This window comes from Salipiger sp. IMCC34102, assembly GCF_004145405.1.
Classification (GTDB): Bacteria; Pseudomonadota; Alphaproteobacteria; order Rhodobacterales; family Rhodobacteraceae; genus Loktanella.
Genome location: NZ_SELQ01000001.1, coordinates 73,763 through 97,583, shown reverse-complemented (window position 1 = coordinate 97,583; position 23,821 = coordinate 73,763). Strand labels below are relative to the sequence as shown.

24 protein-coding genes and 1 pseudogene are annotated in these 23,821 nt (G+C 66.2%); 18 read left to right on the top strand and 7 right to left on the bottom strand.

Annotated elements, in window-relative coordinates; genetic code table 11:
* Window positions 1–52: 52 nt before the first annotated feature.
* Window positions 53–472 carry a PRC-barrel domain-containing protein gene (locus tag EU805_RS00465; protein WP_129761982.1) on the bottom strand — a complete coding sequence of 140 codons (420 nt, stop codon included), beginning with the start codon at window positions 470–472 and terminating at the stop codon, window positions 53–55.
* Window positions 473–760: 288 nt separating this feature from the next.
* On the opposite strand from EU805_RS00465, the gene EU805_RS00460 reads away from it, so the two are divergent.
* The 13 genes from EU805_RS00460 (at window position 761) to EU805_RS00400 (ending at window position 14,536) form a co-directional block, all read left to right on the top strand.
* A complete protein-coding gene (locus tag EU805_RS00460; protein WP_129761981.1) occupies window positions 761–1,546 on the top strand; it encodes a ThuA domain-containing protein in 786 nt (261 codons plus the stop codon).
* Window positions 1,543–2,607, top strand: coding sequence for a Gfo/Idh/MocA family protein (locus EU805_RS00455; protein ID WP_242494014.1), 1,065 nt, complete (start codon window positions 1,543–1,545; stop codon window positions 2,605–2,607). The genes EU805_RS00460 and EU805_RS00455 overlap by 4 nt, the downstream gene beginning before the upstream one ends.
* Window positions 2,608–3,008: 401 nt before the next feature.
* Complete coding sequence (locus EU805_RS00450) at window positions 3,009–3,794, top strand: hypothetical protein (protein ID WP_129761980.1); 786 nt, start codon at window positions 3,009–3,011, stop codon at window positions 3,792–3,794.
* A gap of 1 nt (window position 3,795) precedes the next feature.
* On the top strand, window positions 3,796–5,154 hold the full coding sequence (locus EU805_RS00445; RefSeq protein WP_129761979.1) for a lipopolysaccharide assembly protein LapB: 1,359 nt from the start codon (window positions 3,796–3,798) through the stop codon (window positions 5,152–5,154).
* Complete coding sequence (locus EU805_RS00440; RefSeq protein ID WP_129761978.1) at window positions 5,151–5,555, top strand: DUF6165 family protein; 405 nt, start codon at window positions 5,151–5,153, stop codon at window positions 5,553–5,555. Before EU805_RS00445 ends, EU805_RS00440 begins: the two co-directional genes overlap by 4 nt.
* On the top strand, window positions 5,552–6,325 hold the full coding sequence (locus EU805_RS00435; RefSeq protein WP_129761977.1) for an FkbM family methyltransferase: 774 nt from the start codon (window positions 5,552–5,554) through the stop codon (window positions 6,323–6,325). The genes EU805_RS00440 and EU805_RS00435 overlap by 4 nt, the downstream gene beginning before the upstream one ends.
* Window positions 6,326–6,521: 196 nt before the next feature.
* On the top strand, window positions 6,522–7,340 hold the full coding sequence (locus EU805_RS00430; protein ID WP_129761976.1) for a flagellar motor protein MotB: 819 nt from the start codon (window positions 6,522–6,524) through the stop codon (window positions 7,338–7,340).
* A 69-nt stretch (window positions 7,341–7,409) separates the two neighbouring features.
* Entirely contained in the window at window positions 7,410–8,711 is a 1,302-nt protein-coding gene (locus tag EU805_RS00425) for a flagellar hook protein FlgE (RefSeq protein WP_129761975.1), read from the top strand.
* A 22-nt stretch (window positions 8,712–8,733) separates the two neighbouring features.
* Window positions 8,734–10,167 (top strand): flagellar hook-associated protein FlgK, encoded by a 1,434-nt coding sequence (gene flgK / locus EU805_RS00420; protein ID WP_129761974.1) that lies wholly within the window; start codon window positions 8,734–8,736, stop codon window positions 10,165–10,167.
* A gap of 2 nt (window positions 10,168–10,169) precedes the next feature.
* Window positions 10,170–11,171 (top strand): hypothetical protein, encoded by a 1,002-nt coding sequence (locus EU805_RS00415; RefSeq protein WP_129761973.1) that lies wholly within the window; start codon window positions 10,170–10,172, stop codon window positions 11,169–11,171.
* Window positions 11,168–12,277: a flagellar basal body P-ring protein FlgI gene (locus tag EU805_RS00410; protein ID WP_129761972.1), complete on the top strand. Its 1,110-nt coding sequence runs from the start codon at window positions 11,168–11,170 to the stop codon at window positions 12,275–12,277. The genes EU805_RS00415 and EU805_RS00410 overlap by 4 nt, the downstream gene beginning before the upstream one ends.
* Window positions 12,278–12,356: 79 nt before the next feature.
* On the top strand, window positions 12,357–13,721 hold the full coding sequence (locus EU805_RS00405; protein WP_129761971.1) for a M17 family metallopeptidase: 1,365 nt from the start codon (window positions 12,357–12,359) through the stop codon (window positions 13,719–13,721).
* A complete protein-coding gene (locus tag EU805_RS00400; protein ID WP_129761970.1) occupies window positions 13,718–14,536 on the top strand; it encodes an NlpC/P60 family protein in 819 nt (272 codons plus the stop codon). The genes EU805_RS00405 and EU805_RS00400 overlap by 4 nt, the downstream gene beginning before the upstream one ends.
* 60 nt (window positions 14,537–14,596) lie before the next feature.
* On the opposite strand, the gene EU805_RS00395 is transcribed toward EU805_RS00400, so the two are convergent.
* The 3 genes from EU805_RS00395 to EU805_RS00385 form a co-directional block, all read right to left on the bottom strand.
* Window positions 14,597–14,938: a DUF2794 domain-containing protein gene (locus tag EU805_RS00395; protein WP_129761969.1), complete on the bottom strand. Its 342-nt coding sequence runs from the start codon at window positions 14,936–14,938 to the stop codon at window positions 14,597–14,599.
* 284 nt (window positions 14,939–15,222) lie between these two features.
* Window positions 15,223–15,531: an I78 family peptidase inhibitor gene (locus tag EU805_RS00390; protein WP_129761968.1), complete on the bottom strand. Its 309-nt coding sequence runs from the start codon at window positions 15,529–15,531 to the stop codon at window positions 15,223–15,225.
* On the bottom strand, window positions 15,522–15,779 hold the full coding sequence (locus EU805_RS00385; protein WP_129761967.1) for an I78 family peptidase inhibitor: 258 nt from the start codon (window positions 15,777–15,779) through the stop codon (window positions 15,522–15,524). The genes EU805_RS00390 and EU805_RS00385 overlap by 10 nt, the downstream gene beginning before the upstream one ends.
* 122 nt (window positions 15,780–15,901) lie before the next feature.
* On the opposite strand from EU805_RS00385, the gene EU805_RS00380 reads away from it, so the two are divergent.
* On the top strand, window positions 15,902–16,621 hold the full coding sequence (locus EU805_RS00380) for an NYN domain-containing protein (RefSeq protein ID WP_129761966.1): 720 nt from the start codon (window positions 15,902–15,904) through the stop codon (window positions 16,619–16,621).
* Between the two features lie 193 nt (window positions 16,622–16,814).
* Window positions 16,815–16,958 (top strand): annotated as a pseudogene (locus tag EU805_RS17615) (rubrerythrin family protein); the annotation flags it as partial.
* Here EU805_RS17615 and trpA read toward each other — a convergent pair.
* The gene (gene trpA, locus EU805_RS00370; protein WP_129761965.1) at window positions 16,958–17,755 is read right to left on the bottom strand and encodes a tryptophan synthase subunit alpha; all 798 of its coding nucleotides are present in this window, start codon (window positions 17,753–17,755) and stop codon (window positions 16,958–16,960) included. The pseudogene EU805_RS17615 and the gene trpA sit on opposite strands and share 1 nt — an antisense overlap.
* A gap of 114 nt (window positions 17,756–17,869) precedes the next feature.
* On the opposite strand from trpA, the gene EU805_RS00365 reads away from it, so the two are divergent.
* Window positions 17,870–18,049 (top strand): hypothetical protein, encoded by a 180-nt coding sequence (locus EU805_RS00365; RefSeq protein WP_129761964.1) that lies wholly within the window; start codon window positions 17,870–17,872, stop codon window positions 18,047–18,049.
* A 59-nt stretch (window positions 18,050–18,108) separates the two neighbouring features.
* Entirely contained in the window at window positions 18,109–19,206 is a 1,098-nt protein-coding gene (ychF, locus tag EU805_RS00360) for a redox-regulated ATPase YchF (protein WP_129761963.1), read from the top strand.
* Window positions 19,207–19,381: 175 nt separating this feature from the next.
* Here the strand turns inward: ychF and EU805_RS00355 are convergent, their stop codons facing one another.
* Window positions 19,382–20,809 carry a UdgX family uracil-DNA binding protein gene (locus EU805_RS00355; protein WP_129761962.1) on the bottom strand — a complete coding sequence of 476 codons (1,428 nt, stop codon included), beginning with the start codon at window positions 20,807–20,809 and terminating at the stop codon, window positions 19,382–19,384.
* Complete coding sequence (locus EU805_RS00350; protein WP_207208044.1) at window positions 20,809–22,035, bottom strand: putative DNA modification/repair radical SAM protein; 1,227 nt, start codon at window positions 22,033–22,035, stop codon at window positions 20,809–20,811. The genes EU805_RS00355 and EU805_RS00350 overlap by 1 nt, the downstream gene beginning before the upstream one ends.
* Before the next feature lie 401 nt (window positions 22,036–22,436).
* Here EU805_RS00350 and EU805_RS00345 point away from each other — a divergent pair, with 401 nt between their 5' ends.
* Window positions 22,437–23,795, top strand: a complete 1,359-nt coding sequence (locus EU805_RS00345; RefSeq protein ID WP_129761960.1) for an ABC transporter substrate-binding protein — start codon at window positions 22,437–22,439, stop codon at window positions 23,793–23,795.
* Window positions 23,796–23,821: the final 26 nt, after the last annotated feature.

Here is a 23,821-nt window from a genome sequence, read left to right as displayed (position 1 = left end):
CCCCCGAAGGGGCCCCGTCTCGAAGTGGTCAGGACCGGCGGTCCTTGAGCTGTCAGTCGAGGAAGCTTTCATCGACGCTGGGCAATTGCTCCAGCTGCTCTTCGGTCTGGCGCACGACCAGCGCGTAGGAACGGTCATCGACCGGCGCCAGCTTGATGTCGTTCATCTCGATCATCACGTGCTTGTCGCCGATGTCGAGGAAGCCGCCGATTTCGGCCACGACACCGACCATCTGACCGTTCTGGTCGAGAACGAGGTCTTCGATCTCACCGATGTCGTTCCAGCCGTCGTCCATCGTGCCGACGTCCATGCTGTCCCAGCTGGTGTCGTCCATGTCGGTGTTCGTCGTGTAGACGTCACCGCCGGTGATGTCGCGCGACCGGATCAGGTTGTCGGTGCTCATCGCGTCCTGCGCCATGGCGGAACCGCCGGCCAGCGTTGCGACGAGAGCGAGTGCGGTAAAGCGTTTCATGTCTTTCCCTCCTTAGGTGTCTGGTCCCCCAACGGCGCGCCCCCGCATGATGTTCCGACCCAATTTCGGCGGATGCGGCTAGTCCCCGTGCGGGATCAAAAGACCGCGAAAACCTGCGAAACCGGGTCGCAATTCTTAAACAAACTGCGCCACAAGGGGTCTCGCAAGCCCAAGCGCCGTGACCTGATCGGCACGTCCGCAGGTGCAATCGGGTCAAAACCTCAAACAGATTTGCATGTGCGGGGACCGCGTTGCACCTTGGGTGAAAAATTGAGGAAGGGCAGCTTCATGTCTATTCGTGCCACCGTCTGGAACGAGAACGTCCACGAGACGCACAACAAGATCGTCGGGGATCTTTATCCCGAGGGGATCCACGGCACCATTGCCGCCGCCCTCAACGCGAGCGACGGGATCGAGGCTACGACCGCCACCCTGCAGGAGCCGGAGCACGGGTTGACGCAGGACCGACTGGACAACACCGACGTGTTGCTGTGGTGGGGCCATGCGGCCCACGGCGAGGTCTCCGACGCGGTGGTGGAGCGCGTGGTCGAGGCGGTCTGGTCCGGCATGGGTTTCATCGCCCTGCACTCCTCGCATTTCGCCAAGCCGTTCAAGCGGCTCATGGGCAGCGCCTGCAACCTTACCTGGCGCGAGGCGGGGGAGCGCGAGCGGCTTTGGGTCACCTCGCGCAACCACCCCATCGCGGCAGGCCTGCCGGACCACTTCGAGTTGGAAAACGAGGAGATGTACGGCGAACCCTTCGGCGTGCCCGAACCGCTGGAGACGGTCTTCGTGAGCTGGTTCCAGGGGGGCGAGGTCTTCCGCTCCGGCCTGACCTACAAGCGCGGCGCGGGTCACGTGTTCTACTTCCGACCCGGGCACGAGACCTATCCCACCTACTTCGACGACAATGTCCGCCGGGTCATCGTCAACGCGACGCGCTGGGCGCATAACCCCGCCGCCCGCGTAACGGGCGTCACCGACGCGCCCAACGTGCCCGTGCAAAAGGCGCTGGAGCCGATCGAGGCCCGCGGTCCGAGCCTGCACGCCGAGGGCGAGGAGGGCTTCCGGTGACCGAGTCTCCTCTGCGCGTCCTGATCGTCGGCACCGGTGGGATGGCCCATGCCCACGCCGATGCCTACAAGGCGATGAATTCCGTCCACCTCGTGGGCGGTGTCGACCGCAATCCTGCGAACCTGCATAGCTTCAACGCCGAATACGGGATTACCCATGGGTTCGATTCCGTGATAGAGGCGCTGCAGTGGGGCGAATTCGATGCCGTGTCGAACGTCACACCGGACGCGGTGCACTTTCCGACGACCCTGCCGCTTCTGGGTGCGGGCAAGCACGTGCTTTGCGAAAAGCCGCTCGCCGTCACCCATGCCGAAGCCGCCCAGATGGCCGAGGCCGCGCAGGAGGCGGGTGTCGTGAACATGGTCAACCTGACTTACCGCAACATCCCCGCGATCATGGAAGCCCACCGGCTGGTGGCCGCCGGAGCGATCGGAGAGGTCCGCCACTTCGAGGCCTCCTACCTGCAAAGCTGGCTGACCCAGCCCGCCTGGGGCAAGTGGAACGAGGAAGAGCAATGGCTCTGGCGGCTTTCGTCCGAGCACGGCTCTCTGGGGGTGTTGGGCGATGTGGGCGTGCACGTGCTCGACTTCGCGACCTTCGTGGCCGGCGCCGATACCGCGCGCATGTCCGCGCGGCTTCAGACCTTCGACAAGGCGCCGGGCGGGCGCGTGGGCGCCTATACGCTCGACGCCAACGACAGCGCGACGATGCAGGTCCAGCTGACCAACGGGGCCGTGGGCGTGATCCATGCCTCGCGCTTCGCCAGCGGGCACCTGAACGACCTGCGCCTGCGCATCTTCGGCACGAAGGGTGGCCTGGACGTCCGCTGGGAGGACGAGCAGTCGATCCTGCGGGCCTGCACCGGTGACGATCTTACCACGGCGGCCTGGGAATATCTGGACGTGCCGGCCGTGCAAACCAACTACACCCGTTTCATCGAGGCGATCCGTGCGGAGTCTTTCGTCCTGCCGGATTTCGCCCGCGGGGCGAAACTGCAGGCGGCCCTGGATGCGGCCGTCGCCTCCAACGCCCACGGCTGCCGGGACGTCCTGGTGGAGTAACCCATCCGCAAGGCGGTGCGGTCATGGCCGCACCGCGATTGCCAGCATCTTATGTCAGACAGCCGCCGGGGATGCCGGGTTGCCGCTGCCAGCTTGCAGCGACGCGGGCCCGACGCGTCGAACCTGCCCCTGTAGATCCGACTGATCGCACCGGGGGCATCCGGTGCCATCGGCGTTGCGGACCAAGGTCCGATGAGTGAAAAGCCATCGACACCCTCCTACTCGCTCCCATTCAACCGAAAACGCACGACGTGCGGTCTTGTGTCCTGCGACGTATGATTACCCGAAACTGAACCCGGGCCCGACACAGTGGCGCCACGGTTAACCCGATATTGACCGCCATCAGGTCAATCGGGCCGCCGACCCGGAAACGGACCCCTGAGCCACGAGAGGCAGTCAAGATGCAACTATCGGTGAAGTTCGAGAATACGCAAGGTGGCGATCCGGGTCGCGGGCCGGTGCAGGTCGGCTGGTTCCTCAACCAGCGCAAGGCCGGCATCGTCTACTTCCCGCCCGAACGCGTCCGCTCGGTCGACATGAACAAGTCGCATGCCAAGTCCGCCAGCCGATGTCCGGCTGTCGTGAATATGGAAAGCCGTTACTTCGTCGTCCGCTGCCCCTTCGATCTGAACCTGCAGTTCGTGCGCGACAAGGACGGCAAGCCCGCGATGCGCAACCTCAACGGCGATCGGTCGGGCATTCGCGCCAACAAGCTGCGCGAGCGGGTCCACCTCGCCGCGGAGCACGAATGGCGCTATCCCGGCGTGCCCACCCTGCAACTGGAACTGCCTTACGTCTTCATCGCGGACGAGCCGGTCTACATGTCCCAGGTCGCGCCCTTCATGCACTACGCGCGCACCCCGCTGCCCGGCACGATCTTCGGTGGGCGCTTTCCGATCAACGTCTGGCCGCGCCCGCTGATGTGGGCCTTCGAGTGGGTCGATCACGAAAAGCCGCTGGTCGTGAACCGCGGCGATCCGCTGTTCTACGTCACTTTCGAGACGACACCGCAGGACCGATCCGTCACCGTGTCCGAGGTCGAGGTCACGCAGGATCTTACCGATTACATGGACCTGATCTCGGGGGCCGTGAACTACGTCAACCAGACCTTCTCGCTCTTCGAGGCGGCAGAGGCGCGCCGCCCCGCCAAGCTGGTCACGCCGCTCAAACGCGGCGAGCGGGACTGACGTGACGGAGGCGGCCCTCTCGCCGGCGGTCCTGCGGGACAAGGGGCTTCGGGCCCATATGGCGGGTGAACCGGACGCGGCCATGCGGGCCTATGCGGACTACCTGGCCCGCGTGCCGGGGGATGCGGTGATCTGGTCGAACCTCGGCGCGCTGCACCGCAAGCAGGGTCGCCACCTGCAGGCCCGCCGGGCCCACGACCGGGCCGTGCAGGCAGACCCCTGGAACGAGACGGTGCTGAACAACGCCGCGAACTGCTACTCGGACATCGGTCTTTACGACCGGTCCATCGCGCTGCGGCAGACCCTTCTCGCGGCCCGACCGGGGGATCCGCAGCAATTGGCCTTGATCGGCCGCTGCCTGCGCGGCAAGGGGGATTACGCCGGGGCGATCCGTTGGTTGACCGACGCGCTCGGCGCCCATCCCGACGATCCCGAACTGCACATGCAACTGGCCTTCGCGCAACTGGGGGCTGGTGACTACGCCGCCGGGTTCGAAAGTTACCGCCATCGCTGGCGGGCCGGGGAGGTAGCGCCGCGCGATCTCCACCTGCCCGAATGGGGCGGTGGCGATCTTGCGGGCAAGACCATCGCCGTCCTGCCGGAGCAGGGGTTCGGCGACGCGATCCTCTTCGCGCGTTTCGTCGCGCATCTGAAGGGCCGCGGCGGGCGTGTCGTGATGCCGCTCAAGGCCCCCCTCCGGCGGCTTCTGGGGGGCGTCGACGGGGTGGACGAGGTCACCGACAGGCAGCCCAGCGCGGATCTCTACGTCAACATGATGGATCTGGCCCTGTCGCATTTCCGCGAAGAGGGCAGAATTCCCCCGCCCGCGGCCCTGACGATACCCGAAGACAGCCACGCCCGCGCGCGCCAGATCCTCGCACCGCATGCGGGAACCTTCAACGTCGGGATCGTCTGGACCGGATCGGTCACCTACAAGGGCAACGCCTTCCGCTCGATGTCGCATCGCGATGTGGCCCCCCTGGCGGATCTGCCGGGCGTGCAACTCTTCTCGCTTTACAAGGGACCGGAACTGGCGCCTTACCATGCCGACGGCACCGATGCCTTCATCATCGACACCGGCGGCTCGGAGCGTGATTTCGCCGACACCGCCGCGATGATGCAGGCGCTGGATCTCGTCATCACCACCGACACCGCGACCGCGCACCTGGCCGGATCTCTCGGGATTCCGGCGTGGGTCGTGCTGCATTGGGATCCCTTCTGGGTGTTCCGCCACGCGGGCGAGACGACCGGCTGGTATCCCACCTTGCGCCTGTTCCGACAGGAGACGCCCCTCGACTGGAGCGGCGTCATGGCCCGTGTCGCGCAGGCCGTGCGCACCCGAACGGAGGACCACCCATGACCGACATCCTTGTTCCAACCGCCCCGGGAGAGCTGATCGACAAGCTGACCATACTGCGGCTCAAGGAAGAGAAGATCACCGACCCCGCGAAGCTGGCGAACGTCCAATACGAACGGCAGGTGCTGCAGGGGATCGCGGATCACCACCTGCCCGGGATCGACGAGCTTTCCGCGCTATGGGACGACCTTTACGCGATTAACGGCGATCTCTGGGCGATCGAGGACGATATCCGGGCCTGCGAGGCCCGCGCCGACTTCGGTCCCGGTTTCATCGCCTTGGCGCGTGCGGTATACGTCACCAACGACGAACGCGCCGCGGTCAAGAAACGGATCAACCTCCTGCTGGGCTCCGCCATCGTCGAGGAAAAATCGTACTACAGCCCGGAAGGTCAGCCCCTATGAACCCCGCCGAACGCGTCGCCGCCGCCCGCAAGGATCTGACGGAGGTCCGCAAGGAACTGTCCGACATCCTGACCAAGGAAAAGAGCCGCCGCCGGGGGCCGGTCATCCGCCTGCTGCACGAGATCGCGGGCATGATGACGCCCGGCTTTCCCTATGCCTCGCAGGCGGGGCAGGATCAGGTCGTCGACACGATCTACAAGGGCAAGACCGGCGGCACCTTCCTCGATATCGGCGCCTTCAACGGGATCACCGGGTCCAACACCGTCTATTTCGAGAAGTGGCGCGGCTGGACCGGGCACCTCGTCGAACCCGTGGTCGAGAACCGCGAAACGGCGGCCCTGTGGCGCACCGCGCCGATCCTGCCCTACGCCGTCTCCGACACCGATGGAGAGGCGCCCTTCATCGCCGTCACCAAGGGCTACACCCAGATGAGCGGGCTGGAGGATACCTATGACGCGGCGCTGCTCAAGCGGGTCCGGTCCGACAAGCGCCACGCAGAGGATCGCCTCACCGTCGAAACCCGCACCCTGAACGCGATCTTCGCAGAGATCGGCACGAAAGAGGTCGATTTCGTCTCACTCGACATCGAGGGCGGAGAGATGACTGCCCTGCGTGCCTTCGACTTCGACGCACACCGGGTCGGCGTCTGGGCGATCGAGAACAACACCGGCAGCCGCGAGATGGTCAAGTTCATGGACGAGCATGGCTACAAGCTGGCCGAGTTCTGCGGCGTGGACGACATCTACATCGCCAAGGACCTCGAGACTTGAACCTGTCCTGCAAGGTCGTCTGCGCCGAGCGATTTTCGGGGCGGACGACTGACGCGGCGCACCGCGCGAGGGAAACTCGCCGCCGGTCCGCATGGCTTTAACTGATCCTTATCCCACATCGCACGAATCCGGCCTTTAATTCCGGTTTCATCCCTTCGCATGCATGACGGTCCCGTATCACAGCAGGACCGTCGCCATGGCCACCGGGCACAACCGACCGATCATCATCAAGCGCAAGAAGATCACCGGCGGGGACGGCCATCACGGCGGCGCGTGGAAGGTCGCCTACGCCGATTTCGTCACCGCGATGATGGCGTTCTTCATGCTCATGTGGCTGCTCAATGCCACCACCGAGCAGCAACGCTCGGGGATCGCGGATTATTTCTCACCGACGATTCCGATAAGCCAGAATTCCGGCGGGGGGGACGGTATCATGGCAGGCGACAGCCTGCAGGCCTCCGATACCATGATACAGACCGGCAGCGGCGGGCTGGCCGAGCGCGAAAACGGCGCCGGTCCGGGCGTGGCCGAAGCAGTCGAAACCCGTGAACTGCGCCAGCTCGAGCAGGCGCTCCTCGGACTGGGGGGCGAATCCTTCGAAATGGAGAACGCACTCAAGCACGTGTTGAGCCGGCTTACCGACGAAGGCCTCGTGATCGAACTGTTCGACCGTCCCGAAGCGTCCTTGTTCGACGGCCCCACCGCCACGCCGAACCCGGTCACGCGCGACCTGGCCCGCATGCTGGCGCGGGTGCTGCGCCTGGTCGACAACGGCATCGCCGTGCGCGCGCATCTGGCCCGGACCGAGGGAATGGACGATGCCGCCATGTGGTCTCTGTCGCTCGATCGGGCCCGGACCTTCGCTGCACTGACGCGCGACGGCGGTCTCGCTCCGGAGCGCATCGCGCGGTTATCCGGGCGGTCGGACCGAGATCCGGCCACCGTCTCGCCCGAGGCGCCGCGGAACAACCGGATCGAGCTGATCGTCCTGCGCGAAAGCCTCTACCGCGATTAACCGGTCTTTCAGGGCTTCGCGCTACACAAGGGCAACACCGCTCCGAACCCGAAAAGGCGTGCATCCTCGATGACCATCTCCTCCTCGCTCAATGCCGGCGTGTCCGGCCTCGCCTCCAACGCGACGCGGCTCGCGACGATCTCGGACAACATCGCGAATGCCTCCACCCACGGCTACAAGCGGGCCGAGACGGATTTTCAGTCCCTCGTCACCGCGAACAGCCGCGGAAAGTATTCCGCGGGGGGCGTCCGAGCGATGACGCAGCGTTTGATCGATCAACGCGGCTCTCTCGTGTCGACGTCGAACTCGACCGATATTGCCGTGCGCGGCCGCGGCATGTTCCCCGTCACGACCGAAGCGTCGATCGTCGCGAACACGGGCGATCTGCCGATGCAGCTGCAGACCACCGGGTCGTTCCGGGCCGACGATGAAGGCTATCTTCGCAGTCCCGCGGGGCTGGTGCTGATGGGGTGGCCGGCAGATGCCGATGGCGCGATCCCGGCCTATCCGCGCGATTCCGCCGCGGGGCTTTCGCCGGTGCAGGTCAACGGCAACCAGTTCTCCGGCGATCCCACGACAGAGATGCAATTGGTCGCAAACCTGCCGGCGACGGAAACCCTGGCGGGGGCCGATGGAACGGCGGAGCCCTTGTCCATCGAATACTTCGACAACCTGGGCAAATCGGCCAACCTCAATGTCACCTTCACGCCGACCGTTCCCGCGGCGGGGTCGTCCAACGAATGGACCATGACGATCGCCGACAGCGCCTCCGGCGGGGCGACGATCGCGGAATACACACTGACCTTCGACGATTCCCGCGGCGGCGGCGGGACACTTGCCTCGGTGACGACCGTGACCGGCAACGCCTACGATCCGGCGGAAGGCACCTTCGTCCTCGATGTCGCCGGCGGCCCCATCACCGCCGAGATCGGGGTGATCGGCAGCGCGCAGGGCATGACCCAACTCTCGGACAGCTTCGCGCCGGTGAACATTTCCAAGAACGGCAGCGTGGTCGGAAGCCTGACATCCATCGACATCGATGCGAACGGGTTCGTGCGCGCGTCCTTCGACACCGGCGTCAGCCAGGTCCTCTACCAGGTGCCGCTGGTCGATGTTCCCAACCTCAACGGGTTGGAAGCGCTGGACAGCCAGGCTTATCGCGTGACCCCTGAATCGGGCACCTTCTTCATGTGGGATGCAGGCGACGGTCCGACCGGCGACATCGCCAACTTCGCACGGGAAGAATCGACCGTCGACGTCGCAAGCGAGCTGACCCAGCTGATCCAGACCCAGCGTGCCTATTCGTCCAACGCGAAGGTCATCCAGACCGTGGACGAGATGATCCAGGAAACCACGAACATCAAGCGCTAGGACCGAACCGAAAGGCTGACCGATGACCATCTCTTCCGCCCTGGCCAATTCCCTGTCCGGACTGACCGCGAATGCGCGCCGGGCCGAGGTGGCGTCGGCCAATATCGCGAACGCTTTGACCGAGGGATATGGCCGACGGTCGGTGGAACTGGCGCCCACGGCGATCGGGGCGCGGGGACAGGGCGGCGTGCAGCGGGCGTCGAACATGGTCATCCTGACCGACCGGCGCAGCTCGGACGGGGCGGCGGCGGGGGCGGACACGCAGGCGCGGGCCTTGCGGACGGTGGAAACCGCGTTCGGCAGCGTCGGCGATCCCGCGAGCCTTTCGGCCCGGCTGGTGGATCTGGAGCTGGCTCTGGGGGCCGCCGCAGGGGACCCGGCGTCGGACCGGTTGCTGCGCGGCGGCGCTCAGGCGCTCAAGGATCTTGCCGGGGCCATTTCGCAAACCGGCGATGCCATTCAGACCGAACGGCAACGCGCCGACACCCGCATCCACGACGCGGTGCGGCGGCTCAACACCGCGCTCGGCCAGGTCGAGACCCTGAATGCCGATATCGAGCGCGCCTACGGCACCGGGCGCGACCCTTCGGCGCTCATGGATCAGCGGCAGGTGGTGATCGACGGGATCTCGGAACTGGTGCCGGTCCGCGAGATCGCCCAGCCGAACGGCAAGGTGGCGCTCTGGACCGCGAGTGGCGCGCAGCTTCTGGACGGTCGCGCCGCCCGCATCGCGTTCACGCCCCGTGCCGTCATCACGCCCGACATGACGCAGGCGAGCGGTGCGCTGTCGGGTCTGACCGTGAACGGCATCCCGCAGGCCAACGGGGGCGTGGGCCGCCTGACCGGCGGTGCACTCGAGGCGGATTTTACCTTGCGGGACGAGACGTTGACCGGCCAGCAGGCAGCCCTCGACGATATCGCGCTGGATCTTCTGTCGCGGTTCTCCGACCCGGCCGTCGATCCCACCATCGCGCCCGGAGCGCCGGGGCTGCTGACCGACAATGGCCTTGCCTTCACCGCGGGCGACGAGGTCGGCCTGGCGCAGCGCCTGCGTGTGAACGCCGCCATCGATCCCGCAGGCCTGGGCGAGGTCTGGCGCCTGCGCGACGGGCTCGGTGCCGCAGCGCCGGGCGAGGTGGGGGATCCATCGCAGCTGAACCGCACGATCGCCGCCCTGTCGGAGCAGCGCGCCACCGGCCCGGGGAGCACAGCACTTTCGGCCTTCGACCGCATCGCCCGCGCCTCCGAAACAGTGTCGATCGACCGGCTCGCCGCCGAGCAGGAGCTGATCTTCGCTTCCGCACGCCGCGACAGCCTGCGCAGCGCCGAACTGGCCGAGGGTGTCGACACCGACGCGGAACTGCAACGCCTGCTTCTGGTCGAGCAGGCCTATGCCGCGAACGCGCGGGTGATCCAGACGATCGACCAGTTGATGCAACGCCTGATGGAGATTTGACCATGCTCACCGTTGGAGATCGCAGCCAAGCGTTCCAGTCGCTCAACACGGGTGCAAGACTGAAGACCGACCTGAACCGTTACAGCAACGAATTGTCCTCGGGCAAGCCTGCGGACGTGGCAAAGCACCTTTCGGGCCGAACGGCGGCAGTCGCGGGGCTCGACCGCGATATCGAGCGGATCGACGGCTTTCTAGACCGCGCCACCGCGCTGGATCTGACCCTTGATCGGCAGCAACTGGCCTTGGCCTCCATCACCGAAACGCTCGAGGATTCGGGCCTGCGCATGATCGTGGTGCGCAGCGATACGACCCTGTCCCAACTCGAAACCGCGGAAAAGCTGGGGGAGGATGCCTTCGGCTCCGCCATCGAGCGGTTGAACGGGTTTTCCGCGGGGCGCTCGCTGTTTTCGGGGGTGGCGACGGATCGCGTGCCGCTCGCTTCGGCCCAGACGATCCTCGACGCGCTCGAGATCGAGGTGGCGGGGCTGACCGAGGCCGGGGATATCGCGACCGCGGTCCGGGACTGGTTCGCCGATCCCGTGGGCGGCTTCTCTGCCGTGGCCTACCAGGGGGCCACCGGCGATGCCGCAAAGCACCGGATCAGCGAGATCCATTCCATCGACGGCACTGCACGCGCGGACGCGCCCGAAGTCCGCAGCGCGCTGGCCGCCAGCGCCACGGCGGCTCTCAGCGCACGTCTCTCCGGCACCATCGGTCATGCCGAAAGGGCGGACCTGCTGAAAGGGGCGGGGACGGATGCCTTTTCCGCGGCACAGGGCTTGCATGGTCTTGCCGCCCGCATCGGTGACGACCAGGCGCTGATTGCGAACGAACGGGTACGCCTCGGGGCGCAGCGCACGATGTTTGCCTCCGCCCGCAACGACCGCGTGAACCTCGATCCCTTCGAGTCCGCAAGCCGCCTGCAAGAGGCCCAGCAAAGCCTGGAACTGCATTTCACCGCAACCGCGCGCCTGTCGCGCCTGAGCCTGGCGAATTACCTATGATGCGATTGCTTCTTCTTTTCCTCGCGTTGACCTTCACCATCGCGGCCCCGGGGGCGCAGGCGACCCAGATCCGGCTCAAGGACCTCGTCGAATTCGACGGCGTGCGGTCCAACGACCTCGTGGGGTACGGGCTGGTCGTGGGGCTCAACGGGACCGGCGACGGCCTGCGCAATTCGCCCTTCACCGAGGAGATCATGGTCAACATCCTCGAACGTCTCGGTGTGAACGTTACCGGAGAGCAGTTTCGCCCGAAGAACGTCGCCGCCGTGCTGGTCACCGCCAGCCTGCCGCCGTTCAGCCGTGCGGGCAGCTCGATCGACGCGACCGTCTCGGCCATCGGTGATGCGAAAAGCCTGCTGGGCGGCACGCTGATCATGACGCCCCTGAACGCGGCCGACGGCGATATCTACGCCGTGGCGCAGGGTACGATCATCGCGGGCGGCGTCGTGGCCGAAGGCGAGGGTGCGACCATCACCCAAGGCGTGCCCACCGCGGGGGTGATTCCGTCCGGTGCCACGGTCGAGCGCGAGGTCGATTTCGACTTTGCCGGGCTCGACCGGATCCGGTTGGCCTTGCGCACCCCCGACTTCACCACGGCCGCGCGGATCGAGCGGGTGATCAACGACAACTTCGGTCGCCACGTGGCCACCATGATCGACGCCGGCACCGTCCAGTTCGAGATCGCCGCGGCCGGCATGCACTCGCCGGCCCATGCCCTCGGCCGGATCGAGACGCTGACGGTCGAACCCGAACGACGGGCGCGGGTCGTGGTGGACCAGGCGTCTGGCACGATCGTCATGGGCGAGGACGTGCGCATCAGTCGCGTCGCGGTCAGCCAGGGCAACCTGACCTTGCGCGTGCAGGAGGCGCCGCTCGTCTCGCAGCCCAATCCCTTCTCGCCGGGTGAGACGGTCGTTGTGCCGCGCACCAACGTCGGCATCGCGGACGAGCCGGGGATCGGTCTGGCCGAGGTGCCCACCGGCACCTCGCTGAGCGAGGTGGTGGCGGGCCTGAACGCGCTGGGCGTCGCGCCGCGCGACATGATCGACATCCTCAAGAGCATCAAGGCGAGCGGTGCTCTGCACGCGGAGTTCGTTGTCCAGTGATGCCCGGGCTTTGCGTTTAGACATTGCCCAGAGCCTGCCATAGGGTGCGGCAGACCAAAGCAATCCACAGGCATCCTTCATGACCGCGACTTTCGCCGACCCGACCGACAGCGCCATTGCGCTGCACATCGTCTCCGACGCCGCCGACGACATCCCCGAAGCCGCCCGCGCCTGGGCGCAGGCCAACGGCTTTGACGGGGCGGCGGGATCCACGCTTTGCGTGCCGGGCCCCGACGGTGCGCTGGCGATGGCGCTTGTCGGCATCGGCGGAGAGACCGCGCGCAAGCGGGACCGGTTCCACGTCGGTGCCGCCGCGCGCAAGCTGCCACAGGGGACCTACGCCATTGCCACCGACCTGCCGTCGGACGCGGCGGAGGAGGCCGCCCTCGGCTGGTTGCTGGCGTCTTACGGTTACAACCGCTACCGCAAGCCCGCCCGTCCGGCGGCGCAGCTGATCGCGCCGGACGGCATCGACCCCGCGCGGGTGGAGGCGATCGCCGCAGGCGAATACCTGACCCGCGATTTGATCAATACCCCTGCCTCCGACATGGGCCCGGAAGAACTGGAGGCCGAGGCCCGCCGCCTTGCCGACACGCATGGCGCGAAGATCACCGTCACCACCGGGGACGATCTCTTGTCCGCGAACTTTCCCATGATCCACGCCGTGGGCCGGGCCAGTGACCGGGCGCCGCGCCTGATCGACCTGCGCTGGGGCGACGAAGGTCCAGCGCTGACGCTCGTCGGCAAGGGCGTCTGCTTCGACACCGGGGGCCTCAACATCAAGCCTGGTAGCTCCATGGGCTTGATGAAGAAGGACATGGGCGGGGCGGCGACCACGCTGGGCCTTGCGCATATGATCATGGCGCTGGACCTGCCGGTGCGCCTGCGCCTGCTGATCCCGGCGGTCGAGAACAGCATCTCCGGCAACGCCTTCCGACCGCAGGACATCCTGGTAAGCCGCAAGGGCCTGACGGTCGAGATCAACAACACCGACGCGGAAGGGCGCCTTGTCCTGGCCGATGCGCTCGCGCTCGCGTCAGAGGACGCGCCCGACCTCATCGTGTCGATGGCGACGCTCACGGGGGCGGCGCGGGTGGCGCTGGGGCCGGACCTGTCGCCCTTCTTCACCGACGACGATGCCACCGCCCAGATGCTGACCGAGGCGGCCGCGCGGGTGGCCGACCCGGTCTGGCGGCTGCCGTTCCACGACCCTTACGAGACGATGATCGAACCCGGCGTCGCGGATCTGGACAACGCGCCCTCGGGCGGCATGGCGGGGGCCACGACGGCAGCGCTCTTCCTGCGCCGCTTCGTAGAGGCGCCTTACCTGCACTTCGACATCTACGGCTGGAACCCCTCGGCCAAGCCTGCCCGTCCGAAAGGCGGCGTCGGCATGGGCGCGCGTGCGCTTCTGGACGCGCTGCCGCGGATCCTGTCGTTGTGACCGACCGCAGGCTCTGGCCCGCGAACGACCGCGTCGCCCTGCGCCGGTTGGGCCTGCCCGACCGCACGCCCGTCGATGGCACGCCGGCACGGCTGGCACGGCCCGTGACGGACCTTCGTGCCGCGCCGGACGGTCGGCGGGAGCGTCAGCTTCTGCTGGGCGAAGAGGTCACCGTGCTGGAAGACCGCGGCGGCTGGTCCTTCGTGCAGACCGCGAACGGGTACTGCGGCTATGTCGAAACGGCCCGGCTCGACAACCTTCACTGGCCCACCCACCGCGTCGGAACCTTCGCCACCCATGCCTACGCCGCCGACGATCTCAAGTCGGAACCGCGCATGGCGCTGCCGTTCGGCGCTCGTCTACGGGTACTGGACGAGCGCAGAACGATGTTCGAGACGCCCCAGGGGTACGTGCCGAAAAAGCATCTGCGCCCGCTCGACCGGCCGTTCACGGACCCGGTCACGGTGGCGCAGCTGCATTTCAACGTGCCTTATCTGTGGGGTGGGAACTCGACGCGCGGGATCGATTGCTCGGGTCTCATACACGCGGCTTTGACCGCCTGCGACATCGCCTGTCCGGGGGATGCGGACCTGCAGGAGCAAGCCCTCGGGGCGGCACTCGCCCCCGACGCGGGGCTTCGCCGCGGCGACATCGTCTTCTGGCCGGGTCACGTCGGGATCATGGTCGACGACGCCGTGATGATCCACGCCAACGGCCACGCGATGGCCTGCACCTACGAGCCGCTGGAAACCGCGATCCTGCGGATCCAGGCGCAGGGTGGAGGAGACGTGACGGCACGGCGTCGCCTGACCTGATCCACGCAAGGCGCGAAGCCGGGCGGCGCGCCGTCGGCGAGCCAGTTCACCTTTGCATGGTCATTCGACGATGCGGATCAGCTTGCGTTCGAGCACCTTCAGAACCTGGCCCAGGTCGTTTCCGCGCTTGAGGACCTGCCCGTCGATACCGACGACGGCATACTGGCCTTGCCGGTTGCGCAGCTTGGGACGTTTCTCGATCCGGTAGATCGGGTTCTCGGCGGTGCGGCGAAAGACGCTGAACACCGCCAGGTCGCGCAGCGCGCTGATCCCGTAATCGCGCCACTCCCCGGCGGCGACGAAGCGACCGTAGAGCGACAGGATCGGCGCCAGTTCGGTCCGGTGGAACGAGACCCGATCGTCGTTTCGGGTGGGGAAAGGTATGGGGGACTGGTCTGTCATCCTACCAAGATCGGACCTTGTTAAACTCAAATCAACCCTGTCGCAGGTTTGCCGTGAAATGGTCTTGCGACGGTCCCCTTGGCCACCCTGGATCGCCACAAGGGTCAGGGATGTATGGGGTCAAGAAGTTCTGCCCCGGACCGGCCTCATGATGCCCCCACCCGTGACGGTCGGACCGGCGGCAGGCTTCGAGTTCACCCCATCCGTCGAGATCGCCGCAGGGTGCCCGCCTTGTCACGCGAAACGATCCTTAGCCCCGCACGCCGGTGTCATGCGTGCCGCGCCTACCCGCAGGTAATGCCTTCGATCAGCCCGGAGGCCCCGATGCGGAAGTTGATCCGCTCTGGGTTGTAGTCCTGCGCCGTCACCATGCCGGGCCGGATGACCTGGATCGGCCCCATGATCAGCACGGTTTCCAGGACTTCGGCGTTCTTGCCCACGAGGCTGCCGTAACGCCGTCCGCCGCAGGTGTTGTCCGTTCCGGTCGGTACCGGGTTGTCGACCACGGGCGCTTGCGGAACGGGACCGTCGCTGCGGGGGCCAGTGCAGGCGGTGGTCAGGGCGATTAGACCCAACGTCGCGATCAGCCGCATGTGATGTCCGTCACGAGGCCCAGGGTATCGACATCGAAGTTGATGCGCTTTTCGTTGTAGTCGGCCGTGACCATGTCGTTGGGCCGGATGACCCGGGCCGGGCGGTCGGTCGGGACGCTGACATCGTCGATCGGCATGCCGAGCGTGTCCGCGAAGGCCGCCGCGCCGCAACCGTCGGCATCGGGCACCGGGGCGGGCCCGAAGCAGGCGGAAAGCAGCAGAAGGGTGGAAAGGGCAATCTTGTTCATGAGCGCACCTTGCCCGGCGGATCGGCGGGGGGCAAGAGCCTTGACCGCGCGGCCCCGGCCGGACGGGGTGGCTCATGCCTTTGCGCCGCGGTAGGACGGGATAACGCACGAAAGGAATTTTGATGCCCGATACCCGCCCCTTGCTCGCCGTGTTGATCGACGCGGACAATACCTCTCCAAAGCACGCCCGCGCGATCTTCGAGGAGGTCGCCCGCTTCGGTGAAGCCAGCGTGCGGCGGATCTACGGGGACTTCGCCTCGAACCAGTTGGCGGGATGGAACCGCGTCCTGCTGGAGCACGGTCTGAACCCGCAGCAATCACCGGCCTACACCACGGGCAAGAACAGCAGCGACATCGCGCTGGTGATCGACGCGATGGATCTTCTGCACACCGGGCGGTTCCAGGGCTTCGTTCTGGTGAGTTCCGACAGCGATTTCACGTCGCTCGCCGCGCGGATCCGGGAGCAGGGCACCGATGTCTACGGGATCGGCCAGAAGAAGACCCCGGACGCCTTCCGGCGCGCCTGCAAGCGGTTCATCTTCGTCGAGAACCTGGGCGCCACGCCCGAGGTCGAGGTGAAGCCCACTTCCGCGGCTGGAGAGCCGTCCAAGGATGCCGCCTACGACGCGATCCCGCTGGTACTGGCAGCGATGGAATCCATCGATCCCGATTCCGACTGGTACACGCTGGGCCAGTTGGGCCAGTATCTGGTCAGCGCCACGCCGGACTTCGACCCGCGCACCTACGGCAGCGCCAAGCTGTCGGACCTTCTGCGGAAGACGGGCCGGTTCGAGATCAAGCAACGGGGGGGCAACCACCTCGAGGTGCGCCGGCTGGACTGACGCGCCCGGCGCTCCTGCTTTAGACTTGTCCTCAAGTTGGGGGCTGCCATGCTGTTTGGAGTTTCCACCCGCCGCCGGTTCCGGGACCTGTCCAGGCATAAGGTGCTGGCGCGCGCCATTTCCTCCGGGGAGGACGGTCACCGCAAGCGCCTCATCGCCCTGCACCGCAGCCAGTTCGGTAAGACAACTCCGCTCATTGGCCGTGGTCTTCGTAGAGTTTTGGGCAATCGCCTGGATCCAAAACCTCTCCGTGCAGACGCCGTTCCTGCGCGCGGCCTTCCAGATGGCCCTGGGCGGCGCGCTGGTTCTCGGTGTCGGGGCTTGGATAGGGGCGGGTCAGGCCCTGGCCGCGTGGCAGCCGTCGGCCAGCGAGGCCACGAAGCTCAGCACGTCAGAGGCCGATTGCCCCGCGCCGATCCGCTCCACGATGGCGGAGCCCACGACCGCGCCATCGGCGACCGAGGCGATGGCCTGCGCGGCCTCCGGCGTACGGATGCCGAAGCCGACGACGACGGGGATGTCGGTCTGGGACTTGATGCGTGCGACCTCCGGCCCGACGTCACCGGCCTGGGCGGCGGCGGTGCCGGTGATCCCGGTAACCGAGACGTAGTAGAGGAACCCGCTGGTGTTGGTCAGCACCTTGGGCAGGCGCTTGTCGTCCGTGGTGGGCGTGGCGAGGCGGATGAAGTTCAGACCCTTGGCCTGGGCGGGCAGGCAAAGCTCGTCGTCTTCCTCCGGTGGCAGGTCGACGACGATCAGCCCGTCGATGCCGGCCTCCTTCGCCTCGTCCAGGAAGCGATCGACGCCACGGGAATAGATCGGGTTGTAGTAGCCCATCATCACGATCGGCGTGGTGTCGTCGGTCTTGCGCAACTCGCGCGCAAGATCAAGGGTCCGAGCCAGCGTCTGGCCGCCTTCCAGCGCGCGCTGCCCGGCAAGCTGGATGGTCGAGCCGTCGGCCATCGGATCGGTGAAGGGCAGCCCCAGCTCGATGATGTCGACGCCCGCCCCCGGCAGGCCAAGGATCACGTCGCGCGAGGTCTCGTAGGTCGGATCGCCCGCCATGACGTAGGCGACAAAGGCCTTGCGGCCTTCGGCCTTGAGTTTGGCGAAACGGGCGTCGATACGGGACATGGGCAGGCCTCTGCGGTCGGTCGTGGCCGCAGGAATGGCGGATTTGCGGGGGTCTGACAAGGCCGCCTGCCCCGCGGGACTGGTGAAAGGCGAACGGCCCCCTATATCGGGGGCATGAACTACTTGCTCGCACTATTGCTCCCGCCCTTGTCGATCTTCCTCGCCGGCCGTCCGTTCGTGGGGATCATCACCTTTTTCATCTGGATCCCGGCGATCATCATCTCGGGCGGTCTGACCCACCCGATGTTCATCGTGCTGGCGTGGCTGATCATCTTCGAACGGCGCAACGCCTGACCCTTGTTTCCGGAAGGCTTGCGGACTAGACGCGGCGGGTCTTTCAAGGGAGTGATCCGATGGGCTTCAAGATGGGAATCGTGGGTCTGCCGAACGTCGGCAAGTCCACCCTGTTCAACGCGCTGACGCGTACCGCGGCCGCCCAGGCCGCGAACTTTCCGTTCTGCACCATCGAGCCGAACGTCGGCGACGTGGCCGTGCCCGACGCGCGGCTGAATACCCTCGCGGGGATCGCGAAGTCGCAGAACATCATCCCGACGCGCATGACCTTCGTCGATATCGCGGGCCTCGTGAAAGGCGCCTCGAAAGGCGAGGGGCTGGGCAACCAGTTCCTGGCCAACATCCGCGAATGCGATGCCATCGCCCATGTGCTGCGCTGCTTCGAGGATCCCGACATCACTCACGTCGAAGGCCGGGTCGATCCGGTCGAGGACGCCAGCGTGATCGAGACAGAGCTGATGCTGGCCGACCTCGAAAGCATCGAGAAGCGCCTGGCCGGTCTCACGCGCAAGGTGCGCGGTGGCGACAAGGAGGCAGTGCAGCAGGAACGTCTGCTCAAGGCCGCACAGGCGGCGCTGGAGGACGGCAAACCCGCCCGAATGGTCGAGGTGGACGCCGACGACGCCAAGGCCTGGCGGATGCTGCAGCTTTTGACGACCAAGCCGGTGCTCTACGTCTGCAACGTCGAGGAAGAAAGCGCGGGGGCGGGCAACAGCCAGTCCGCGCGCGTCGCCGAAATGGCCGCGGCGGAAGGAAATTCCCACGTGGTGATCTCGGCCCGGATCGAGGAGGAGATCAGCCAGCTCGACGCCGAGGAAGCAGAGATGTTCCTGGGCGAGATGGGGCTGGAAGAACCCGGTCTCGACCGGTTGATCCGCGCGGGCTACGCCTTGTTGAAGTTGCAGACCTACTTCACCGTCGGGCCGAAGGAAGCGCGGGCCTGGACGATCTCAGAAGGGACCTCGGCGCCCAAGGCCGCCGGCGTCATCCACGGTGATTTCGAGCGCGGGTTCATCCGGGCCGAGACCATCGCCTACGACGATTTCGTGACCCTGGGCGGCGAGCAGCCCGCGAAGGAAGCGGGCAAGATGCGCGCGGAAGGCAAGGGCTACACCGTCAAGGACGGCGATGTTCTACATTTCCTGTTCAACACCTGAGCGTGGGAGCAAAAACTATTCTAGAATAGTTTTCCGTGGCGAAGACTTTCCGGCCGAAAAGTCTTCCAGCGCGCGCGGGGTGTCTGACGAGGTCTGGGGGCTCTGCCCCCGTCGCGGCAGGCCGCGCCTCCCCCGGGATATTTAGAGCCAGAAGAAGGGGATCGCGGCGCGCCGCTCAAGCGGGGTGCGAAAGGAGGGTGAGGGCTTGCACGGCGCCGGAGAGGTCGGCGCGGAAGGCTTGCTCGGCTTCCTCGCGGGCGTGGTCGGGCAGGCGTAGCAGGTAGGAGGGGTGGACCGTCAGAAAGACTGGGCCGTGGGGCGTGTCCTCGATCTGGCCGCGCCGTTTCAGAATCCCCTTGCGCGTCCCCGTCAGACTTTCCGCCGCGGTCCCGCCCATGGCGAGGATCAGCTTCGGTTTCACCAGCTTGATCTCGGACTCGACCCAGAAGCGGCAATGCTCGATCTCCGAGGTATTGGGGTTCTGGTGAATACGCCGCTTGCCGCGCTGCTCGAACTTGAAGTGCTTGACGGCGTTGGTGACGAAGGCGGTCTTGCGGTCCAGTCCCGCCTGCGCCGCGAGACGGTCGAACAGCTGGCCGGCGGGACCGACGAAGGGCAGGCCTTCCAGGTCCTCCGCATCGCCGGGTTGTTCGCCGACGATCATCAGCGCCGCATCGCGCGGACCGGTGCCCGGCACCACCTGCGTCGCGGGACCATGAAGCGGGCAACGGGTGCAATTGTGCAGATCGGCGTCCAGCAGGTTCCATGACGCGGGTTGCGGCGTCTCGGCCAGTTGGGCACGGATCTTGGCCACGCGCGCGGGGGCGAGGGTGGGGCCCGCCTCCGCCATGTCGCGCACGCGGGCCTCCGCATGGGCGATGAGGTCGGGGATGTGCTGCGCTTCGGGCATGTTCTTCCAGTATTTCTTGGGCATCTCGGCGGTCATCGCCTTCACCTTCAGCCGGGCGGGGTTGAAGATGTTCTTGAAGTAGGTCCCCCAAAGCTCTTCGGTCGCGTCGTCGGGCAGGTCCGGCTTCGGCTGGCCTTCGTGGAACGTCAGCGTGCCGTCCGTGAAACGCGCGGTGATGTCGGGGGTGACGATCATCCAGTCCATGTCCGCGAAGCGACGGGCGAAGAAGGGGGCATTGGGTTCGACCGTATGGTGCGTCGGTTCGAACCAGGCGGCAAAGCTGCGGCGCGGCCCCCCGGTGCGCAGATCGCGGAACCGCACGAAGGCCCGCATCTTGTGCTTGCACCGGTGCACCGCCTTTTCCATCTGCCGCAGCTTGGCGAGGTCAGGGTCGGCGCGGTCCGACATCACTCCCTTGTCAAGCCGAAGCCGCCACAACAGCGCGTAGAGCCGCGCGAAGCGTTGCGGGTCCGCGTGCCAGACGACCCATTTCGCCATGTCGACGAAGTCGGCGGGCACCTTGACCGTGCCGCGGACGGTGGGGGCAGGCAGGTCGGTTGCGAAAAGCTCCGCTTCGCTGCCGGCGAAGTCCCACAGGATGTCCTCCGGCGGGATGCGGGCGGCAAGGCAGGCGCGGGCGGCGGTGCGCCAAGCCTCCCACGTTCCGATGCGGGGCAGGGGAATGGTGTGCATCAGAAAAGCGACAGTTGTTCCGGTGGCGGGGCGAAACGCGCGCGCAGGTTCGCGCTGTCGGTCAGGCCGCCGGGTGTCCAATCCGCGCAGGTGACGAAGGCCTGCGCCTTCTTCAGCGAGGCGCCGAGCCGCAGCAGGTCGTCGTAGCGCAGGCTGCGATGACGCCGCGTGGTCAGGATGCGCCCCACCGTCTTGGTCCCGAAGCCGGGCACGCGCAGCAGAAGCTCGCGCGGCGCGCGGTTCACGTCCACCGGAAACTGATCGCGGTTGCGCAAGGCCCAGGCGAGCTTGGGGTCGATATCCAGATCAAGGTTGCCGTCCGCGGCGGTCGAGGTGATTTCCCCGACGTTGAAGCCATAGAACCGCATCAGCCAATCGGCCTGGTAGAGCCGGTGTTCGCGCATCAGGGGCGGTTTCACCAGCGGCAGTTTCGCGGTCGCGTCGGGGATCGGCGAGAAGGCCGAGTAGTAGACGCGCCGCAGCTTGTAATCCTCGTAAAGCCCGGTGGAGCGGGTCAGGATCGTGGCATCCGTTGCCCCGTCCGCGCCCACGATCATCTGCGTCGATTGCCCGGCGGGCGCGAACTTCGGGGGCCGTTTGCCCGTGTGGCTGCGCTCCTTCGAGGCCGCGCGATGGGTCCGCACGTTGCCCATGGCGCCGCGGATCGTTTCGGGATTCTTTTCCGGCGCGAAGGCCTGCACCGCCTTGTCGGTCGGCAGTTCCACGTTGATCGATAGACGATCGGCGTGAAGTCCCGCCTCTTCGATCAGGGCGGGAGAGGCGTCGGGTATCGTCTTGAGGTGGATGTAACCGCGAAAGTGTTCCTCTTCGCGCAGGCGTCGCGCGATGCGGACCATCTGCTCCATCGTGTCGTCGGGGTTCCGGACCACGCCGGAGGACAGGAACAGCCCCTCGATGTAGTTGCGTCGATAGAACTCGAGCGTAAGTTGCACGACCTCGTCCACGGAAAAGCGCGCGCGTTCGACGTTGGACGACACGCGGTTCACGCAATAGGCGCAGTCGTAGATGCAGAAGTTCGTCATCAGGATCTTCAGCAGACTGATGCAGCGCCCGTCCGGGGCATAGGCATGGCAGATGCCCGATCCTTCGGTGCTGCCCAACCCCTTGCCGTCGCGGCTGTCGCGACGGGTCGTGCCGGAAGAGGCGCAGGACGCATCGTAGCGTGCCGCATCCGAGAGAATCGCGAGTTTTCGGTTCAGTGACATCATAGGTTCATGGTATGTTCGCAGGCGTTGACCGGCAAGGGTCTGCGTCAAATCGCGCGCCAAGGATAAGCTGTCGAGCGGCGGCATGAGTGGGGCGTTCAGGAGTGCCTCGGCATGCGGTTTCCGGTTCCTGCGCCCGCAGTTGGCAGCGGATCCTTGCGCAGGCCGCGCCGCAGTGCAGCATCGACGACGGTTTCCGAAATTCGGGGATGGAAGCGCGGCGGTTGCCTTAAAAATACGCGTGTTTCCAGATCGTAACACCGAAGACGACGGTTGCCTCGTGTGCGTTTCTCGCTAGGCTATTTATCAGTCGATGTCGCATGGTTCGGATCATGACCATGCGAAATTCGAACGCCGCCCGATCCGGTCGGGCCAATCGAGATTTATCTGGGAGGATAATGATGCACCGTACAATGAATACCGTTAGCGTTATCACGCTGCTGGCCGTCTCGGCCGGTGCCGCGAGCGCGCAGGACCTGATCGTCGAGAAGGGCGAAGGCGACTTCAGCTGGTCCGCCCTGGAGGAATTCGCCGCGAATCACGACTACAGCGGCGAGACGCTGAACGTGACCGGTGCGACCACCGGCGATGACGCGCAACGCTATCGCAACCTCTACGCCTATTTCGAGGACGCCACCGGGGCGACCGTCGAATACTCCGGCTCCGAGAGTTTCGAGCAGGACATCGTCATCGCGTCCCAGGCGGGCGGTCTGCCCGACGTGGCCCTGTTCCCGCAGCCGGGTCTGGCCAAGGATCTGGCACAGCAAGGCGCGCTGATGCCGGTGGCGGACGACATGACCGACTTCATGGTCGAGAATTACGCGGCCGGCGACAGCTGGAAGCAGCTGGCGACCTTCGAAGGCTCCGACGGCAACGAGGACGTGTTCGGCCTGTTCTTCGGGACGGACGTGAAGTCGCTGGTCTGGTACGTGCCCGAGCAGTTCGAGGAAGCCGGTTACGAGATCCCCGAGACGCAGGAAGAGCTGATGGAGCTCTCCCAGCAGATCGTCGACGACGGCGGCACGCCCTGGTGCCTGGGCCTGGGATCCGGTGCGGCGACCGGCTGGCCCGCGACCGACTGGGTCGAGGACATGATGCTGCGCACAGCAAGCCTCGAGGATTACGACCGCTGGGTGAACAACGAGCTGGCGTTCAACGATCCCATCGTCGTCAACGCCATCGAGCAGTACGGCATGTATGCCCTGACCGAAGGTTTCGTCGACGGCGGACCGGAGGCGGCGGCCACGACCGACTTCCGCGACAGCCCCGATGGCTTGTTCGATTTCCCGCCGGCCTGCTACATGCACAAGCAGGCGTCCTTCATCCCGATCTTCTTCCCTGAAGGCGTCGAAGCCGGCACGGATGTCGAGTTCTTCTACTTCCCGCCGTTCGAGTCCGAGGATCTGGGCCGGCCCGTCCTGGGCTCCGGGGGCCTCGCGTCGCAGACCAACGACCGCGACGTGACGAACGGCTTCATGGAGTTCCTCGGCACGCCGATCGCGCACGAGCTGATGATGACGCAGGGCCAGTTCCTGTCGCCGCACCAGGATGCGAACCTCGACATCTACACCTCGGACGTCCAGCGTTCGTTGGGTGAGATCCTGACCACGGCCACGTCCTTCCGGTTCGACGGATCGGACCTGATGCCGGGCGAGATCGGCACCAACGCCTTCTGGACCGGCATGGTCGATTACACCACCGGCGCGGATGCGCAGGCCGTGGCCGACCAGATCCAGAGCCGCTGGGACCAGATCCAGTAAGCACGGACATTGCCGGGTCCCCCACG

Excerpts from the sequence above, each read along its gene's own strand:
- EU805_RS00465 (WP_129761982.1), bottom strand. The coding sequence starts at position 472 with ATGAAACGCTTTACCGCACTCGCTCTCGTCGCAACGCTGGCCGGCGGT.
- EU805_RS00460 (WP_129761981.1), top strand. The coding sequence starts at position 761 with ATGTCTATTCGTGCCACCGTCTGGAACGAGAACGTCCACGAGACGCAC.
- EU805_RS00450 (WP_129761980.1), top strand. The coding sequence starts at position 3,009 with ATGCAACTATCGGTGAAGTTCGAGAATACGCAAGGTGGCGATCCGGGT.
- EU805_RS00440 (WP_129761978.1), top strand. The coding sequence starts at position 5,151 with ATGACCGACATCCTTGTTCCAACCGCCCCGGGAGAGCTGATCGACAAG.
- EU805_RS00435 (WP_129761977.1), top strand. The coding sequence starts at position 5,552 with ATGAACCCCGCCGAACGCGTCGCCGCCGCCCGCAAGGATCTGACGGAG.
- EU805_RS00430 (WP_129761976.1), top strand. The coding sequence starts at position 6,522 with ATGGCCACCGGGCACAACCGACCGATCATCATCAAGCGCAAGAAGATC.
- EU805_RS00425 (WP_129761975.1), top strand. The coding sequence starts at position 7,410 with ATGACCATCTCCTCCTCGCTCAATGCCGGCGTGTCCGGCCTCGCCTCC.
- flgK (WP_129761974.1), top strand. The coding sequence starts at position 8,734 with ATGACCATCTCTTCCGCCCTGGCCAATTCCCTGTCCGGACTGACCGCG.
- EU805_RS00415 (WP_129761973.1), top strand. The coding sequence starts at position 10,170 with ATGCTCACCGTTGGAGATCGCAGCCAAGCGTTCCAGTCGCTCAACACG.
- EU805_RS00410 (WP_129761972.1), top strand. The coding sequence starts at position 11,168 with ATGATGCGATTGCTTCTTCTTTTCCTCGCGTTGACCTTCACCATCGCG.
- EU805_RS00405 (WP_129761971.1), top strand. The coding sequence starts at position 12,357 with ATGACCGCGACTTTCGCCGACCCGACCGACAGCGCCATTGCGCTGCAC.
- EU805_RS00395 (WP_129761969.1), bottom strand. The coding sequence starts at position 14,938 with ATGACAGACCAGTCCCCCATACCTTTCCCCACCCGAAACGACGATCGG.
- EU805_RS00390 (WP_129761968.1), bottom strand. The coding sequence starts at position 15,531 with ATGCGGCTGATCGCGACGTTGGGTCTAATCGCCCTGACCACCGCCTGC.
- EU805_RS00385 (WP_129761967.1), bottom strand. The coding sequence starts at position 15,779 with ATGAACAAGATTGCCCTTTCCACCCTTCTGCTGCTTTCCGCCTGCTTC.
- EU805_RS00380 (WP_129761966.1), top strand. The coding sequence starts at position 15,902 with ATGCCCGATACCCGCCCCTTGCTCGCCGTGTTGATCGACGCGGACAAT.
- trpA (WP_129761965.1), bottom strand. The coding sequence starts at position 17,755 with ATGTCCCGTATCGACGCCCGTTTCGCCAAACTCAAGGCCGAAGGCCGC.
- EU805_RS00365 (WP_129761964.1), top strand. The coding sequence starts at position 17,870 with ATGAACTACTTGCTCGCACTATTGCTCCCGCCCTTGTCGATCTTCCTC.
- ychF (WP_129761963.1), top strand. The coding sequence starts at position 18,109 with ATGGGCTTCAAGATGGGAATCGTGGGTCTGCCGAACGTCGGCAAGTCC.
- EU805_RS00355 (WP_129761962.1), bottom strand. The coding sequence starts at position 20,809 with ATGCACACCATTCCCCTGCCCCGCATCGGAACGTGGGAGGCTTGGCGC.
- EU805_RS00350 (WP_207208044.1), bottom strand. The coding sequence starts at position 22,035 with ATGTCACTGAACCGAAAACTCGCGATTCTCTCGGATGCGGCACGCTAC.
- EU805_RS00345 (WP_129761960.1), top strand. The coding sequence starts at position 22,437 with ATGCACCGTACAATGAATACCGTTAGCGTTATCACGCTGCTGGCCGTC.